The organism is Pseudomonas sp. Sample_21 (assembly GCF_004307525.1).
GTDB lineage: Bacteria > Pseudomonadota > Gammaproteobacteria > Pseudomonadales > Pseudomonadaceae > Aquipseudomonas > Aquipseudomonas atacamensis.
The window spans coordinates 28,688-45,218 of record NZ_RCNZ01000017.1; the positions used below are offsets into that span (position 1 = coordinate 28,688).

At 61.1% G+C, this 16,531-nt stretch carries 12 protein-coding genes; 1 reads left to right on the forward strand and 11 read right to left on the reverse strand.

Annotated elements, in window-relative coordinates:
• Window positions 1-17: 17 nt before the first annotated feature.
• The 3 genes from D8U71_RS01145 to arcD (D8U71_RS01155) form a co-directional block, all read right to left on the reverse strand.
• Complete coding sequence (locus D8U71_RS01145; protein WP_024014074.1) at window positions 18-1,028, reverse strand: ornithine carbamoyltransferase; 1,011 nt, start codon at window positions 1,026-1,028, stop codon at window positions 18-20.
• A gap of 69 nt (window positions 1,029-1,097) precedes the next feature.
• Window positions 1,098-2,354 carry an arginine deiminase gene (gene arcA, locus D8U71_RS01150; RefSeq protein ID WP_016773516.1) on the reverse strand — a complete coding sequence of 419 codons (1,257 nt, stop codon included), beginning with the start codon at window positions 2,352-2,354 and terminating at the stop codon, window positions 1,098-1,100.
• A 35-nt stretch (window positions 2,355-2,389) separates the two neighbouring features.
• A complete protein-coding gene (arcD, locus tag D8U71_RS01155; RefSeq protein WP_016773517.1) occupies window positions 2,390-3,817 on the reverse strand; it encodes an arginine-ornithine antiporter in 1,428 nt (475 codons plus the stop codon).
• Window positions 3,818-4,254: 437 nt separating this feature from the next.
• Between arcD (D8U71_RS01155) and arcD (D8U71_RS01160) the strand changes: the two genes are divergently transcribed.
• Window positions 4,255-5,682 (forward strand): arginine-ornithine antiporter, encoded by a 1,428-nt coding sequence (gene arcD / locus D8U71_RS01160; RefSeq protein ID WP_130886993.1) that lies wholly within the window; start codon window positions 4,255-4,257, stop codon window positions 5,680-5,682.
• A 194-nt stretch (window positions 5,683-5,876) separates the two neighbouring features.
• On the opposite strand, the gene D8U71_RS01165 is transcribed toward arcD (D8U71_RS01160), so the two are convergent.
• From D8U71_RS01165 to gap, 8 genes are all read right to left on the reverse strand, one after another.
• Window positions 5,877-7,226, reverse strand: coding sequence for a CoA transferase (locus tag D8U71_RS01165; RefSeq protein WP_130886994.1), 1,350 nt, complete (start codon window positions 7,224-7,226; stop codon window positions 5,877-5,879).
• A gap of 185 nt (window positions 7,227-7,411) precedes the next feature.
• Window positions 7,412-9,550, reverse strand: coding sequence for a methyl-accepting chemotaxis protein (locus tag D8U71_RS01175; RefSeq protein WP_125926426.1), 2,139 nt, complete (start codon window positions 9,548-9,550; stop codon window positions 7,412-7,414).
• Between the two features lie 168 nt (window positions 9,551-9,718).
• The gene (locus D8U71_RS01180; protein WP_122507696.1) at window positions 9,719-10,129 is read right to left on the reverse strand and encodes a YbaN family protein; all 411 of its coding nucleotides are present in this window, start codon (window positions 10,127-10,129) and stop codon (window positions 9,719-9,721) included.
• Between the two features lie 162 nt (window positions 10,130-10,291).
• Window positions 10,292-10,888, reverse strand: a complete 597-nt coding sequence (locus tag D8U71_RS01185; RefSeq protein ID WP_130886995.1) for a biliverdin-producing heme oxygenase — start codon at window positions 10,886-10,888, stop codon at window positions 10,292-10,294.
• Between the two features lie 109 nt (window positions 10,889-10,997).
• The gene (locus D8U71_RS01190; RefSeq protein ID WP_130886996.1) at window positions 10,998-13,583 is read right to left on the reverse strand and encodes a TonB-dependent receptor; all 2,586 of its coding nucleotides are present in this window, start codon (window positions 13,581-13,583) and stop codon (window positions 10,998-11,000) included.
• A gap of 122 nt (window positions 13,584-13,705) precedes the next feature.
• Window positions 13,706-14,671, reverse strand: coding sequence for a FecR domain-containing protein (locus D8U71_RS01195; RefSeq protein WP_024014066.1), 966 nt, complete (start codon window positions 14,669-14,671; stop codon window positions 13,706-13,708).
• Window positions 14,672-14,789: 118 nt separating this feature from the next.
• Window positions 14,790-15,317 carry a sigma-70 family RNA polymerase sigma factor gene (locus D8U71_RS01200; RefSeq protein WP_016773525.1) on the reverse strand — a complete coding sequence of 176 codons (528 nt, stop codon included), beginning with the start codon at window positions 15,315-15,317 and terminating at the stop codon, window positions 14,790-14,792.
• Window positions 15,318-15,516: 199 nt separating this feature from the next.
• Complete coding sequence (gene gap / locus D8U71_RS01205) at window positions 15,517-16,518, reverse strand: type I glyceraldehyde-3-phosphate dehydrogenase (protein ID WP_130886997.1); 1,002 nt, start codon at window positions 16,516-16,518, stop codon at window positions 15,517-15,519.
• Window positions 16,519-16,531 lie beyond the last annotated feature (13 nt).

Sequence of the window (16,531 nt, forward strand, 5' to 3'; positions counted from 1 at the left end):
GTGGGAGCGCTGTGGCGTCAGAGATCAGCCAGGGTCGAAACCAGAATCGCCTTGATCGTGTGCATGCGGTTTTCCGCTTGCTCGAAGGCGATGCAGGCTGGCGACTCGAACACGTCGTCGGTCACTTCGATGCCGTTTTTCAGGTGCGGATACTGCTCGGCGATTTGTTTGCCGACCTTGGTGTCGCTGTTGTGGAAGGCCGGCAGGCAGTGCATGAACTTGGTACGCGGGTTGCCGGTGGCTTTCATCAGGTCGGCGTTGACCTGATACGGCAGCAGTTGCTGGATACGCTCGGCCCAGGCTTCCACCGGTTCGCCCATAGACACCCAGACATCGGTGTGAATGAAGTCGACGCCTTTGACCGCTTCTTTCGGATCTTCGGTGAGGGTGATGCGTGCGCCGCTTTCCTCACCGTATTTTTTGCAGCGCGCCACCAGATCGTCCAGCGGCCACAGGGCTTTCGGCGCGCAGATGCGCACGTCCATGCCGAGTTTGGCGCCGATCAGCAGCAGCGAGTTGCCCATGTTGTTGCGCGCGTCGCCCAGGTAGGCGTAGCTGATTTCATGGATCGGCTTGTCGGCGTGCTCACGCATGGTCAGCACGTCGGCGATCATCTGGGTCGGGTGATATTCATCGGTCAGGCCGTTGAACACCGGCACGCCGGCGAACTTGGCCAGCTCTTCGACGATTTCCTGCTTGAAGCCACGGTACTCGATGGCGTCGTACATGCGCCCGAGCACGCGGGCGGTGTCCTTCATGCTTTCCTTGTGGCCGATCTGCGAGGAGTTCGGGTCGATGTAAGTGACGTTGGCGCCTTGGTCATAGGCCGCCACTTCGAAGGCGCAACGGGTGCGGGTCGAAGTTTTCTCGAAGATCAGGGCGATGTTGTTGCCCTTCAGATGCTGTTGCTCGGTGCCGGTGTACTTCGCACGTTTCAGATCGCGAGACAGGTCGAGCAAGTAACGCAATTCGCGAGGGGTGTGGTGTTCCAGGCTCAGCAAATTACGGTTGTGAATGTTAAACGCCATGATGATTCTCCTTGGATTCGGTAATCGGCCCGGCCGCGACGGGATGGGTGCGGCCGGGGGGACGGTCGTTTAGTAATCGATCGGGTCACGGATGATCGGGCAGGTCATGCAGTGGCCGCCGCCACGGCCGCGGCCGAGTTCGCCGGCGCTGATGGTGATGACCTCCACGCCAGCCTTGCGCAGCAGGGTGTTGGTGTAGGTGTTGCGGTCGTAGCCGATGACCACGCCCGGCTCCATCGCGACCACGTTGTTGCCGTCGTCCCATTGCTCGCGTTCGGCGGCGAAGCTGTTGCCGCCGGTTTCCACCACGCGCAGTTTCGGCAGGTTGAGCGCCGCAGCGACGGTGTCGAGGAAGCTGCCTTCTTCGCGGCGGATGTCGATGCCGCCCTGTTTGCTTTCGTCAGGGCGCAGGGTGAAGGCGACGATCTGGTTGACGACTTCCGGGAAAATCGTCACCAGGTCGCGGTCGCAGAAGCTGAACACGGTGTCCAGGTGCATTGCCGCGCGGGATTTCGGCAGGCCGGCGACGATGACTTTTTCCACTGCTTTGTTGTTGAACAGGTTCAGCGCCAGTTGGCCGATGGCCTGACGCGATGAACGCTCGCCCATGCCGATCAGCACCACACCGTTGCCGATCGGCATGACGTCGCCGCCCTCAAGGGTAGAGTTGCCGTGATCCTTGTCCGGGTCGCCGTACCAGATCTCGAATTCGGCATTGGTGAACTGCGGATGGAATTTGTAGATGGCGGTGGTCAGCAGGGTTTCCTGACGGCGCGCCGGCCAGTACATCGGGTTCAGCGTCACGCCACCGTAGATCCAGCAGGTGGTATCGCGGGTGAACTGGGTGTTGGGCAGCGGCGGCAGGATGAAGCTGGAGTGGCCGAGGAAGTCGCGGAACATCTGGATGGTCTTGCCACCGAAGCTGTCCGGCAGATCATCGGCCGACACGCCGCCAATCAGGAATTCGGCGATGTGCCGTGGCTCGAGGCTTTTCAGCCAGGATTTCACTTCGCTGATCAGGCCCAGGCCCACCGAGTCGGCGGTCACCTTGCGCTCAAGAATCCAGTCCAGCGCTTCGGGAATGGCGACGATGTCGGTCAGCAGGTTGTGCATTTCCACCACGTCGATGCCGCGCTCGCGCATCTTGGTGACAAAGTCGAAATGGTCGCGCTTGGCTTGCGCCACCCACAACACGTCATCGAACAGCAGTTCATCGCAGTTGTTCGGGGTCAGCCGCTGATGGGCCAGACCTGGGGAGCAAACCATGACTTTACGCAGTTTCCCGGCTTCGGAGTGGACGCCGTACTTCACTTTTTCCGTGGTCATTTCTGTGTTCCTCCAGATGACAATTCAATCAGGGGTTACAGCGTCAGGAAGCCATCGTAGAGACCGTAGGCCGCCACCACGGCGCCCACGACCACTGCGGCGAAAATCAGCTTCTCGACGTTGGTGAAAACCGGTTGTTTGAGTTCCAGCTTGGCCTTGGCGAACAGGATCGCGCCGGGCGCATAGAGCAGGGCCGACAGCAGCAGGTACTTGACCCCGCCGGCGTACAACAACCACACCGCGTAGATCAGGGCGATACCGCCGATGATCAGATCCTTGCGCCGCTCGGCGGCGAAGCCTTCGTAGCTCTCGCCGCGCACCGCCAGCAGCAGGGCATAGGCCGCCGACCACAGGTACGGCACCAGAATCATCGAGGTGGCGAGGTAGATCAGTGACAGGTAAGTGCTGGCCGAGAACAGGGTGATGATCAGGAACACCTGCACCATCGCGTTGGTCAGCCACAGGGCGTTGACCGGCACATGGTTGGCGTTTTCCTTGCGCAGAAACTCCGGCATGGTGTGGTCTTTGGCGGCGGCGAACATGATCTCGGCACACAGCAGCACCCACGACAGCAGCGCGCCGAGCAGCGAGATGATCAGGCCGACGCTGATCAGCACCGCACCCCAGTGACCGACCACATGCTCGAGCACGGCGGCCATCGACGGGTTCTGCAATTTCGCCAGTTCCGGCTGGGTCATGATGCCCAGCGACAGCACGTTCACCAGCACCAGAAACAGCAGCACGGTGATGAAGCCGATCACGGTGGCCTTGCCGACGTCAGAGCGCTTCTCGGCGCGGGCGGAAAAGATGCTCGCGCCTTCGATGCCGATGAACACCCAGACGGTGACCAGCATCATGTTGCGCACCTGGTTCATCACGCTGCCCAGGTCGGGGTTCTTCACGCCCCAGATGTCGGCGGTGAAGATGTCCAGTCTGAACGCGAAGACTGCGATCAACACGAACAGCAGCAGCGGCACGACCTTGGCGACGGTGGTCACCAGGTTGATGAACGCCGCTTCCTTGATCCCGCGCAACACCAGGAAATGCACGCCCCACAGCAGCAAGGACGCGCCGATCACCGCCGCCGGGGTATTGCCTTCGCCGAAGATCGGAAAGAAATAGCCGAGGGTGCTGAACAGCAGAACGAAGTAACCGACGTTGCCCAGCCAGGCGCTGATCCAGTAGCCCCAGGCCGAGGAGAAACCCATGTAGTCGCCGAATCCGGCCTTGGCGTAGGCGTAGACTCCGCCGTCCAGGTCAGGCTTGCGATTGGCGAGGGTCTGAAAGACGAAAGCGAGGGTGAGCATGCCTACTGCGGTGATGGCCCAGCCGATCAGCACTGCACCGACGTCGGCGCTGGCGGCCATGTTTTGTGGCAACGAAAATATCCCGCCGCCAATCATTGAACCGACTACCAGTGCAACCAGTGCACCGAGTCTTAGTTTTCCGGGCGCTTCAGACATTTGCATGACTCCATTGCAGGAAAGGAGAGCTCACAGCCTAGTACTGTTGTCTGTTCGAACAGCTGACATGGATCAGTGCATGGTCACATTCCATTGTTAATGAATGACTTGTGCGCCCGTTGCGGGCATAACGCTGTAGCCTCAAAGGCCCATTCCAGAGCCGTTTCGCTGAGGCAGTCGAGAATAGCTATTAATGCTTTCGAACTATGACGCTAGTTGCTTTTCAGCGATTGGCAAATGTCGGTCATCTGTTTTCAGCACAGAATCGAATAATCAAGATCGGCGCACAAAACTGACTTAATGTGCTACGCCTTATCGTGGTCGGCTATATATAACGCTGCGAGATTCGGCATTACCTGATAAACGTCATCTACCCTTAGGCTTTTAGTCGGCTGTTGTTACAAATAAACAACAACGACTCTTTCAAGGAGATCTGCATGTCGCAACCGACGCAAAAGCTGCGCCTTGGTGCGTTGATCGCGCTGGTGGTGGGGTCGATGATCGGCGGGGGGATTTTCTCATTACCGCAAAACATGGCGGCACGCGCCGATGCAGGGGCGATCCTGATCGGTTGGGGCATTACTGCGATAGGCATGCTGACGCTGGCGTTCGTCTTTCAGACCCTGGCCAATCGCAAGCCGGAGCTGGACTCGGGCGTCTACGCCTACGCCAAGGCCGGGTTTGGCGACTACATGGGATTTTCATCAGCGTGGGGTTACTGGATCAGTGCCTGGCTGGGCAACGTCGGCTATTTTGTCTTGCTGTTCAGCACCCTTGGCTATTTCTTCCCGGTGTTCGGTCAGGGCAACACGCCGATCGCCATCGGCTGCGCTTCGGTGCTGTTGTGGGCGGTGCATTTTCTGGTGATGCGCGGGATCAAGGAGGCAGCGCTGATCAACCAGCTGACCACCGTGGCCAAGGTCGTGCCGCTGATCATGTTCATCGTCATCGCTGCGGTGGCATTCAAGGCTGACATCTTCACCCGCGACATCTGGGGCCGCAGCAACCCGAACTTCGGCGGGGTGATGGATCAGGTGCGCAACATGATGCTGGTCACCGTGTTCGTCTTCATCGGCATCGAAGGCGCCAGCGTCTATTCGGCTCGCGCAGAAAAACGCAGCGATGTCGGCCGCGCCACGGTGATCGGGTTTCTCGGTGTGCTGGCGCTGCTGGTGCTGGTCAACGTGCTGTCGCTGGGGATCATGAGCCAGCCGGAACTGGCCAATCTGCAGAACCCTTCACTGGCGGCGGTGCTCGAGCACATCGTCGGGCCGTGGGGCGCGTTGCTGATCAGCGTCGGGTTGGCGATTTCCCTGCTCGGTGCATTGTTGTCCTGGGCCTTGCTCTGCGCGGAAATCCTTTTCGCCACGGCCAAGGACAAGACCATGCCGGCGTTCCTGAAGAAGGAAAACAAGAACCACGTGCCGGTCAACGCGCTGTGGCTGACCAATGCGATGATCCAGATTTTCCTGCTGATCACGCTGTTCTCGGCGGGCACTTATACCAGTCTGATTTACCTGGCGTCGTCGATGATTCTGGTGCCGTACCTGTGGTCAGCGGCCTACGCGGTACTGCTCAGCGGGCGCGGCGAAACCTACGAGCACGCGTCGGCCGAGCGCACCAAGGATCTGCTGATTGGCGGCATCGCCCTGGTTTACGCGGTGTGGCTGTTGTACGCCGGTGGAGTGAAGTATCTGCTGCTCTCGGCGCTGCTGTATGCGCCGGGGGTGATTCTGTTTGCCAAGGCCAAGCGTGAACAGGGCCAGCCGGTTTTCACCACGGTGGAGAAAGGGATTTTTGCGTGCGTGGTGATCGGGGCGGGGCTGGCAGCTTATGGGTTGTATAGCGGGGTGTTGTCGTTGTGATCTGAAAAGCAGCCCCTCACCCTAGCCCTCTCCCAGAGGGAGAGGGGACCGACCGAGGTGTCTGGCGCTATACATCGACCTGAGCGATCGAGTCGATTATGGATTCGACAAAAATCTTTCACGTCGGCGTAACTCTCCAGTATCCCCCAATCAGTCCCCTCTCCCTCTGGGAGAGGGCTAGGGTGAGGGGCTTCTCATGGCCAACAGGGAGGATGCGAGTCCAACTCCGTCGCCGGCCAATTCCACTGCACCGCCGTCCCGCTGATCTGCACCGGTACGCGCAACCTTCGCGCCGGCCCCCACGCGGTGTGTTCAATCGCCGGATCCTGATCCAGTGCATCTTCGGCCCGCAGCAGGTCATGCGTCCCCGGGCCATGCTCGACCAACAGCTTCGCCGTACGCGCCAGCGACAACCGCGCCGAGCCCCCGCGACCGTTGGCCAGTCGTTCAGTCAGCAACCTGAGCGCACTCGCCGCCATCAGATACCCGGTCGCATGATCCAGCGCCTGCACCGGCAGCGGCGTCGGTTTATCGCTGTGCTTCCAATGCTGTCCGGCCTCGGCGATGCCGCTGCTCATCTGCACCAGGCTGTCGAAGCCCCGGCGGTTCTGCCAGGGGCCGCTCCAGCCGTAGGCGTTGAGGCAGACGTCGATCAGCCCCGGTGCCAGTTGCCTTCGACGTTCAATACCAAACCCGAGATGTTCCAGCGCATCGGCGCGGTAGCCGTGCAGGAGAATGTCGGCGTCTTGCAATAAACCTTCGAACACTGCGCGATCCGCAGGAGCCTGCAGATCCAGCCGCGCACAGCGTTTGCCCACGGTCATTTCCGGGACCACACCGGGTTCGTTCCAGCTCGGTGGATCGATGCGCAGCACGTTGGCGCCCAGTCCAGCGAGGAAGCGGCTGGCGGTGGGACCGGCGAGGACGCGGGTCAGGTCGAGCACCTTGATCCCGGCCAGCGGTCGTACGATCGAACCTTGCCATGGGCTGCGGTTCTCGTCCGTCTGCTCGATGAAGTGCACCAGCGCTTCGGCATTCACCGCCAGCCCCTGCGGATGTTGCTGCCACTGCGCCCAACTGCGCATCTCGGCGGCGCAGCCCTTGGCGTCGACCACCGCCTGCTCAAGCTCCGCGCTCGCCCACTGTGCGACTTTCGCCGCCATTGCGGCACGATCGGCGCAGGCACCGAGCACGCGTTCAGCGGCGGCGCGGTGATGCGGGGCGTTGGTGTGCAGACGGATCCAGCCGTCCCGGGTCGCATAGTCGCCGGCGATCGCATCCCATAAGGGCGGCACCTGCCAGCCGATCGGGCGCAGCGAGGTGGAGAACCACAACGAGGCCAGACGGCGGTCGACTGCAACCGCAGGCAAGTGCCCGGCTTGCTGGTGAAGCAATTCGCTGAGCGCTTGCCCGGCAGCGGCGATGCTGGCGCAGGCCAGCTCGGTCACGGCGAACGCCGAGGGCAGGGCGCCGTCACCGGTGAAGGGGATCGGCGTGTGAGGCAAGTCGAGTGCGGTTTGGATGGACGTGAGCAGATCAGTCATCGAAGGCCCTCCGGAACGAGAGGGCGATGATAGTGCAAAACATAATCGGGCTGGATTGAGGATCGTTCCCACGCTCCGCGTGGGAATGCCGCCCGGGACGCTCTGCGTCCCAATCGAAAGCTGGAACGCGGAGCGTCCCTTGATGCATTCCCACGCGGAGCGTGGGAACGATCGATGCTGGATTGTTACACGCGAAACTGATCCATCAATTTCATCTGCTGGCTCGCCAGGCTGTTGAGCTGGCTGCTGATCGCTGCCGATTCGGTAGCCTGTTCGGTCAGGGTTTCGGTCACGGTGCGGATCGCCGAGACGTTGCGGTTGACCTCTTCGGCCACGGCGCTCTGTTCTTCGGCGGCACTGGCGATCTGCAGGTTCATGTCGCTGATCACCGTCACCGCATCGCTGATCTTGCCCAGCGCATCGACCGCCTGACGAATCTGCCCGGCGTTGTTATGCGCCTGGGTCTGGCTCGAGTGCATGGTCGCGACCACGCCACGGGTGCCGGTCTGGATGCGCTCGATGACGATGCGGATTTCTTCCACCGAATCCTGCGTGCGCTTGGCGAGGTTGCGCACCTCGTCGGCGACCACGGCAAAACCGCGACCGCTTTCGCCGGCGCGGGCGGCTTCGATGGCGGCATTGAGGGCCAGCAGGTTGGTTTGTTCGGCGATGCTGCGGATTACTTCCAGCACCGAACCGATCTGCTCGCTGTTCACTGCCAGCGCTTCGACTTCGGTCACTGCTTTGCTGACCTCATCGGCCAGCTGATTGATGTCGCGGGTGCTGCGCTCGATGATCGCCATGCCATCCTTCGCCGACTGATCGGCACCCTTGGCCGCGTTTGCCGCGTTCGAGGCACTGTTGGCGACGTCGTGGGCAGTGGCGCTCATTTCGTTGGAGGCGGTGGCGACCTGATCGATCTCGCGGAATTGCACCTGCATGCCTTCGCTGGTCTGGCGGGCAATTTCCGATGACTGATCAGCCGTGCCACGTGCTTCGGTGATGCTCTGTTTGATCTGCGCGATGGTCGGCTGAAGCTTGTCGAGGAAGCGGTTGAACCAGTTCACCAGTTCGCCCAGTTCATCTTTCTTGCTGTAGTTCAGGCGCTGGGTCAGATCGCCTTCGCCGCTGGCGATGTTCTTCAACATGTCGGCGACGCTGTTGATCGGACGGGTGACGCCGGAGGCGGTGAGCCAGATCAGCAGCAGGCCGACCAGACCGGCCACGCCCGCCACCAGCAGGGCAGTGATCACGCCGGTTTGTTGTGCGTCATCCAGTACCGCTTGCAGCTTCACCGAATCGGCCAGCAGCACCTGCTCCGGCAGGTCGATGACCACGCCCCAGGCGCGCGAATTGCCGATCGGATCGACCGGGTAAACCGCGCGAATCAGCTCGCCCTGTTGGAGAATTTTTGCCGTGCCGCTGCCGACCAGTTGCAATACATCCTTGCCGTCAGCGCCGAGGGTGTCGCTGATTTTTTTGCCCACTCGCGTCGCGTCGGCACTGTCGGCCGCCAGCACGCCGCTGCCGGAGACGATCAGCATGTGCCCGGCGTTGTTGAACAGGCTGCGCTGCGAGTCGACGGCGGCGGCTTGCAGGGCGTCGAGCGCGATGTCGACACCGACCACACCGATCGCTTTGCCGTCGACCATCACTGGCACGGAAATGGTCGTCATGAGCATTTCCTTGCCACCGACGGTGTCGGCATACGGGTCGAGCAGGCAGGTGCGCTTGTTGTCGCGAGGGCAGGTGTACCAACTGTTATACGGCGTGCCGCTGACGCTGAGGGTGGTTTTGGTCAGGTCGTCTTCGACCATGATCGTATTCAGCGCGGCGCCGGCGGCACGGCTCCAGTACGAGGCGAAGCGCCCGGCTTCGTTGGACTGCCGCGCGGCATCGTTGGCGAATTCGCTGTCCTTGCCGTCGAGGCCGTTGGGTTCGAAGGCCAGCCAGATGCCCAGGACTTTATCGTTGCGCTCGAAAGCGGTTTTCAGACTCTGGTTCAACTCTTCCCGAACGGCGCCGGCTTCGAGTGAACGCTTGGCGGCCATCGTCCGCAGATCCTTGATCTGATCGGCGAGGGCGGTGACCACCAGCAGGCTTTCACCAAAGGTTTTCTGCACCCGCACCGCTTGTTCGGCGGCCTTGGCCTGCAGCAGGTTCTGCACGCTGGCGGTGAGCAACTGGTTGCTGGATTGACTGACCAGCGCGTCGTTCTGGTTGGTCTGGTAGATGTTCATGCTGACAATCAGCACCACCACTCCGAGCAGGCACAGGCCGGAGAGCAGGACGATTTTCAGGCGAATGGAAAGAGAGTCGAACATGGGGCGATCTCGCGAATGGAATAAACAGGTGGCTGGGCCAGGAGCCCGGTTTGCCAAATCCATTCAGCGCCATTCAATCCTCATCGGCGTAAAGCGAAACGGCATGAGGCGCTTGCCGACGGACGGTCGCTGCTAAACGTTTGCGCAGGGGAAAGTGCTGAAAAGGCTTTAATTACAGGGATGTTTCACTACCGCGACGGGCGTCTCCGGGCGCGACCAGATCCATAGGTTGCCCAGGCCCATGCCGGCAATCGCCAGATAGATCGGCCAGCCGTGATCGAGCATCACCAGCATCAACGTCGCACACAGCAGCATGCTGACGGTGGCACTGAGCTTGGCCTTGCGCGCGATGATCCTGCCGTTGCGCCAGTTACTCAGGATCGGCCCGAACAGGCGATGATTTTCCAGCCACGCACTCAAGCGCGGCGAACTGCGGGTCGCGGCCCACGCGGCGAGGAGGATGAACTCGGTGGTCGGCAGACCGGGCACGACGATGGCGATCAGGCCAATGCCGAGGCTGACATAGGCCAGCAGGCCGAACAGCAGACGGGCGAGTTTCGAGGTGGCGGGTGTGGGCATGGGCTCAGCGGTGGCTTCTGAAGCGGAACGGGGATCTTACAGATTTGTGGTGAGCCCTGTGGGAGCGAGCCTGCTCGCGAAAGCGGTTGATCAGGCACATTGATGTTGAATGTGCTGCCGTCTTCGCGAGCAGGCTCGCTCCCACAAGGGATAAGAGGTGCTTCAGGCCACTGCGGCTTCTATGGCATAAGCCCGTTCCAGCAGCACGGTAAAGCGGTTGAACGCATCCAGTGCACCTTGATCAACTTCCGCCTCTTCCTCCGCCGTGAACGGCAACGCATCGAGGGTGCGCACAAAGCTTTTCCAGCCCTCGGCGCGGCCACCTTGCGGTTCCGCCAGATGCCGGGCACCGAAGGTTTCGCTCAGCTCCAGTGCCACCGCGCGCTTGATCAGAAACGCCGCGCCGAGCTTGGAACCCTCGGAAACAAAGATCCAGCCCAGCGCCCGCGCCTTGCTCGGGTTTTTCAGCGCGCCGGCCACCGGCGCCGGGACTTCGGTGTCGAGGTCGGCGAGGTCAGCCCTGGCCGCTTCGGCGCGGCAACGGGCCGGCAGATCCGGGACGATCGCGGTCAGTTCGGCATCGTTGTACAGCTCGACCAGTTCCGCCTGGAACAGGTATTGCGCGACGACGAAACGGGCGAAGCTGGCGCGGGTTTCGAACGGCGCGTGGGCTTTGACCAGCGCATCGAGTTTGCTGTGCGGCTCGTGGGTGATCTGGTTCAAGCGTTGCGAACGCAGGGATTTTTCCGGGGCAGTCATGGGGTGTCCTTGATAAATGAGGCGCTTGATAACAAGACGTACGGGCGGGCGCCGGACAGTAAAAAAACCTCACTGCGCAGCGCGAACACGCGCAGTGAGGCCGGGCGGATCAGATGTCCCAGATCAGGTTGATCGCGAAGTTGCGTCCCGGTTGGGTCAGCCGATCGAGGTTGGCCGGTTGCGTCACCGAGGCTTCGCCGACGCTGTCGTAACCGCGCACGTCATCCCACAGCCAATACTTCTTGTCGGTCAGGTTGTAGACGCCGCCGCTGACGGTGACGTCGTCGGTCACCTTGTAATAGCCGGCCAGATCGAGAATGCCGAAGCCCGGGGTCTTGAACTGACTGCTGACGCCGTCCGGCGATTTGAAATTGCTGTCGTCGACGCGGTCCTTTTTCTTCACCACGGTCCAGCTCAGCAGACCGCCATAGTTGTCCTGGTCGTAACCGAGACCGAACACGCCGGTGAGCGGGTTGACGCTGTTGATCGGCTCGCCGCTATCGTTGTTGCGACCGTAGGCGTAGGCGATCGAGCCTTGGGTATACAGGCCTTGCGGCGCGCCGAACGCATCCAGGTTCAAGCGACCTTTGACTTCCGCACCCTTGATGGTGGCGCGCTTGATGTTGTTGCTCTGGAAGGTCAACTGATCGTCGCCCGGCTTGACCGCGTCCTCGTTGATGAAGTCGCGGTACTTGTTATAGAACACCGCGACGTCGAACGAACCCTGCTCGAAATTCCCGCGCAGGCCGGTTTCGAAACCTTTGCTTTTTTCCGGCTCAAGGTCGGAGTTGGGCGCCACGGTGTAGCCGGTGGTGTTGTTCTCGAAACGCCCGTACAGCGATTTTGCCGTGGGCGTGCGGAAGCCTTCGGCGTACTGGCCGTACCAGGTGTAGTTGTCCGTCAGTGCATAGGTCAGGCCGAATTTTGGCGAGACTTTGTGCCAGGTCTTGTTCTTGTCGCTGACCGTGCCCTGGCCGTCGGCATTCACGGTGTTGAGGAATTCCTCGGTGATGTGCGGCTTGAGCTGGGTGTAGTCGTAGCGCAGGCCCGGCAGGAAGGTCCAGTCGTTCCAGCTGATCTGATCCTGGGCGAACAGGCTGTAGGTATTGATGGTCGGATCGGGGAAATCAGAGGCCTTGGCCAGCACGTCCGCCGCACTGGTCGCGCCAATCGCCGTGCAGCCGCGACCGACGGCCACGCAGGTGCCGTCGCCGCTGCGTGAACCGGTGACTTTCTGCTGTTTGATAGTGGTGCCGTAAGTCAGCAGGTGATCGGTGTCACCGATGGCGAAAGCCTTGTCCAGTTGGGCGTCGAACACCCACTGTTTTTCTTCGTAGATCGTGTCGCGGGTACGCAGCACTTTACGAGTGATCGGGTAGTACAACTCTTCGGTGCTCTGGTCGGTCTTGGCGATCTGGTGATTGAGGCTCCACTTGACGTTATCGGCGAGCAGGCTGTCGAGGGCGAACGAGTGTTCGATACCGAAACGCTCGCGGGTGATGGTGTCGTTGCCGGTGCGCCACTGATACATGCCGCCGGGCAGGACGCTGCTCGGAATGGTCGGCGCGCCGTTGAAATACGGGCCGCCGTAGGCACTTTTCTGGTCGGTGTCGCGATCGTCCTTGTACTTTTCGTAGGTCAGGCCCAGGCGCGAGTCGTCGTTGTAGTTCCAGCCGAGCTTGGCCAGGACGTTGGTCGCGCGCACGTCTTCCGGGTTGGCGGCGGTGCGCGCAAGGCCGGTGCCATTGTTGCCGCCGAAGGACTCGGTTTCGTGTCCGTCGCGCTGGCTGTAATGCAGCAAGCCGTCGAACTCACCGCTGCGCCCGGCGACGGTGGCGGACTTCAGCCAGCTGTCATCAGCGGAGCTGTAACCGCTTTTCAGGCGCGCGCCGACGTCCTTGCCCGGTTTGATGATGTCGTCGGCGTCCAGCGTGTAATAGCTGACCGCGCCGCCGATGGCGTTGCTGCCGTACAGCACCGAGGCCGGGCCACGGAGGATTTCCACGCGTTTGACGATTTCCGGGTCGACATAGTTGCGCTGGCTCTTGGCGTAGGGGCCGTTGAAGAAACCGTTGGGAATCTCCACGCCATCGACCTGGGTCAGGATGCGGTCGCCGTCGATACCGCGAATGTTGTAGCCACTGATGCCGCCGCGCTGACCGGCACCGCCAACGGAAACGCCCGGTTCGTAGCGCACCAGATCCTTGATGGTATTGACGTTGTTGCGGTCAAGCTCTTGGCGATCATGCACGCTGACCGTCGAGGGCACGCTGTTGACCGACTGTTCCTGGCGAGTGGCGCTGATGGTCACCTGATCGAGATTGAGCGTGCCGCTGCTGTTGCGTTTTTCCAGCACGACATTGTTGTTGCTCAGTTTGCGAAAGCTCAGGTTGGTCCCCACCAACAGGCGCTCGAGGGCTTTTTCCGGCGGCAGCGAACCGCGCACGCCCGGCGACGAGACGTTCTGCCCCAACTCGGCCGGCAGGCCGACCTGCCAACCGGTCACGGCGGTAAAGGCATTCAATGCCGAAACCAGTGGTTGCTGGCCGATGGCGAACGCGTAATCGCCCATGTTGCGCGTCGGTTGCTCGGCGGCCGCCAGCAGCGGTGCGGTGCCAGCCATGAGGATGGCCGCAGTCAGCAGCGACAGTACGCGGGAAGGGGAAGCAGTCTGGCGGGTAAGGCGTGAGGACATCGATAGCGCTCCGTGTCGCACGAATCTTTATAGGTGCTGATCGGCATGGTTAGATGCGAATCAATTGCATTGGCTATAACGAGACGTACTGTCGTTGGCTATCGAGTAAAAATAATTCTCATTCAGTTCAGAATCACCAGCGCAGGGAATTCCTGCAGGCGCGCCGAGGTGATGTGGGCGAGAGAGCGGACCACGTCGAGCGGCTGGTCGAGACGGTAATTGCCGGTGACGGCGACGTCGGCCAATTGCTCGTTGTTGTTGATGATCCAGCCCGGATAGTAGCGGCGCAGCTCGGCCAGCACCTGATTCAGCGGGCAGTTCTCGAACACCAGACGGCCTTCAACCCAGGCCAGATCGGCATTGGCGTCGAGCTTGGCAGGGCGATCAAATCCGTTGGGGCCGATGCGAATGCTTTCCCCGGCACGCAGGCGCACCCGGGCATCGTTGTGGGTGGCGCGCAGATCGACATCGCCACGTTGCACATTCACTTGCGCGACCCCGTCGAGGTAGCGCACGGCGAATGCGGTGTCGTGGACGCTGGCCGTTACCGGACCTGCGTCGATCTCCAGCGGCTGATTGCGCCCGCTGGCGATCTCGAAAAACGCCTCGCCCTGAAACAGCCGCGCCACGCGCTGTTGATCGTTGATGGTGCTGGAAAACGCCGAGTTGGTATTGAGCAGGACCTTCGAGCCGTCCTCCAGTTGCAGCCGCTGACGCTCGCCAACCACGGTGAGGTGATCCGCTTGAATGCGCATCGGCAGGTTGCTGAAACTGAACAGCCCGAGGATCAGCACCGCAGCGGTAGCCAGCGGTTTCCAGTGCGGGCGCAAGCGTTTGAGAAAAGTGATTTTTACCGGTTTTGCCGCCAGGGCTTCGGCGCACAGTGCGACTTGCGGGCCATCCCAGATGGCTTGGGCCTTGGCGAACGCCTCGGCATTCAACGGATCAGCCGCCAGCCAGGCATGAAATTGCCGGGTCTGTTCCTCATCCGGGCTGCCGAGCACGATGAGCCAGTCCAGCGCCTGGTCCATTGCAGCTGCAGCGTCCCGCGCCGAATCGGGCGAAGGCGAGCGGTGGGTGTCCGTCACGGTGGTTCCTCAGGGCTTCTGGCGAAGCAAGGCTTCTGGCGAAGCAGTTTCTAGCTTCAAGCTGCAAGCTGCAAGCCGGATGCAATACTGCTTTTTGTTTTTGCTTGTAGCTTGCAGCTCAAAACTTGCCGCTGCCGTTATGTCGTTCGGCAACGCCGATGCAGATCGACATGATCAGTTTCAGTTCCTTCTGCACGGTGCTCAGCGAAACATCAAGTTCATCAGCGATTTCCTGATAGCTGTGCCCGTGCAAACGGCTGAGGATGAAGATCTGCTGCTGGCGCGGGCTGAGTTGGCTGAGGCTCACGTTCAAACGCTCCAGCAATTGTTCGGCATGGGCGGCGTCTTCGGCGCTGCTGGCCGGCGCGGCGATGCTCTGTACTACGTCCTGAGGCACGTCATCGACCATGGTCCGCGCATGAATCTTGCGCGCACGCAAATGGTCCAGCGCCAGATTGCGCGCGGTCTGGAAGACAAAGGGTTCAAGGTGGTCGATGGCCCGTTCGCTCAACGCCCGGGTCACGCGCAGGTAGGTCTCCTGCAACAGGTCTTCAGCGGTGCTGTGATTGTTGACCATCCGTTCCAGCGTGCGCAGCAGGGAAGTGCGCTGGGCGAGGAAGACGTGGTTGAAGCGCGATTGACTCACGGGAGGACCTGATCCATTTCGAGCGAATGATAATGCTTATCATCCAGCTGAATGGTCAAGTGCTGATTTCAAATTGAAATCGGATCTCCTGTGGGAGCGAGCCTGCTCGCGAAGGCGTCGTGTCAGTCAGCTCCATATTGACTGACAGATAGCTTTCGCGAGCAGGCTCGCTCCCACAGGGATGGGGGGCCGGCCGGGACTATTCGGCGTTACACAACGCCAGGCAGTTATCCAGCATGCGGTTGGAGAAGCCCCATTCGTTGTCGTACCAGGCCAGCACTTTCAGCAACTTGCCACTGACTTTGGTGTGGTTGGCGTCGAAGATCGACGACAGCGGGTTGTGGTTGAAGTCGCTGGAAACCAGCGGCAAGGTGTTGTAACCGAGAATCTTCGAATGCTGGCTCGCCGCTTTCAGCAGGGCGTTGACTTCGTCGGCACTGGCCTCTTTCTTCAGTTGCACGGTGAGGTCGACCAGCGACACATTGATCACCGGTACGCGCACAGCCATGCCGGTCAGTTTGCCCGCCAGTTCCGGCAGCACCAGGCCTACCGCTTCGGCTGCGCCGGTCTTGCTCGGGATCATGTTCTGCGTGGCCGAGCGGGCACGGTACGGGTCGCTGTGATAAACGTCGGTGAGGTTCTGGTCGTTGGTGTAGGCGTGGATGGTGGTCATCAGGCCGCTTTCGATGCCCAACTCGCGATGCAGCACCTGCGCCATTGGCGCGAGGCAGTTGGTGGTGCACGAAGCGTTGGAAATGATCTGGTGCGACTGACGCAGAATGTCGTGGTTGACGCCATAAACGACGGTGGCGTCGGCGCCTTTGGCCGGGGCAGAAATGATCACCTTGCGGGCGCCGGCGCTGATATGCGCGGCGGCTTTGGCACGGTCGGTGAACAGACCGGTGCATTCGAACACTACGTCGATTTTTTCAGCGGCCCACGGCAGGTCGGCCGGGTTGCGAATGGCGCTGACGGCGATGCGGTCGCCATTGACCGTCAGGCTTTCGTTATCGTGCGCCACTTCGGCGTCGAAAGTGCCGTGGACGGTGTCGTATTTGAGCAGATGGGCATTGATCGAACTGTCACCCAGATCGTTGATCGCGACGATCTGCAGGTCTTGACGATAGCCTTGGGTATACAGTGCGCGCAGGACATTACGGCCGATGCGGCCGAAACCATTGATTGCAATTCGAAGAGTCATGGAACAGCGCCGC

Coding starts and splice junctions, on each gene's coding strand:
- D8U71_RS01145 (WP_024014074.1), bottom strand. CDS start 1,028: ATGGCGTTTAACATTCACAACCGTAATTTGCTGAGCCTGGAACACCAC.
- arcA (WP_016773516.1), bottom strand. CDS start 2,354: ATGACCACGGAAAAAGTGAAGTACGGCGTCCACTCCGAAGCCGGGAAA.
- arcD (WP_016773517.1), bottom strand. CDS start 3,817: ATGTCTGAAGCGCCCGGAAAACTAAGACTCGGTGCACTGGTTGCACTG.
- arcD (WP_130886993.1), top strand. CDS start 4,255: ATGTCGCAACCGACGCAAAAGCTGCGCCTTGGTGCGTTGATCGCGCTG.
- D8U71_RS01165 (WP_130886994.1), bottom strand. CDS start 7,226: ATGACTGATCTGCTCACGTCCATCCAAACCGCACTCGACTTGCCTCAC.
- D8U71_RS01175 (WP_125926426.1), bottom strand. CDS start 9,550: ATGTTCGACTCTCTTTCCATTCGCCTGAAAATCGTCCTGCTCTCCGGC.
- D8U71_RS01180 (WP_122507696.1), bottom strand. CDS start 10,129: ATGCCCACACCCGCCACCTCGAAACTCGCCCGTCTGCTGTTCGGCCTG.
- D8U71_RS01185 (WP_130886995.1), bottom strand. CDS start 10,888: ATGACTGCCCCGGAAAAATCCCTGCGTTCGCAACGCTTGAACCAGATC.
- D8U71_RS01190 (WP_130886996.1), bottom strand. CDS start 13,583: ATGTCCTCACGCCTTACCCGCCAGACTGCTTCCCCTTCCCGCGTACTG.
- gap (WP_130886997.1), bottom strand. CDS start 16,518: ATGACTCTTCGAATTGCAATCAATGGTTTCGGCCGCATCGGCCGTAAT.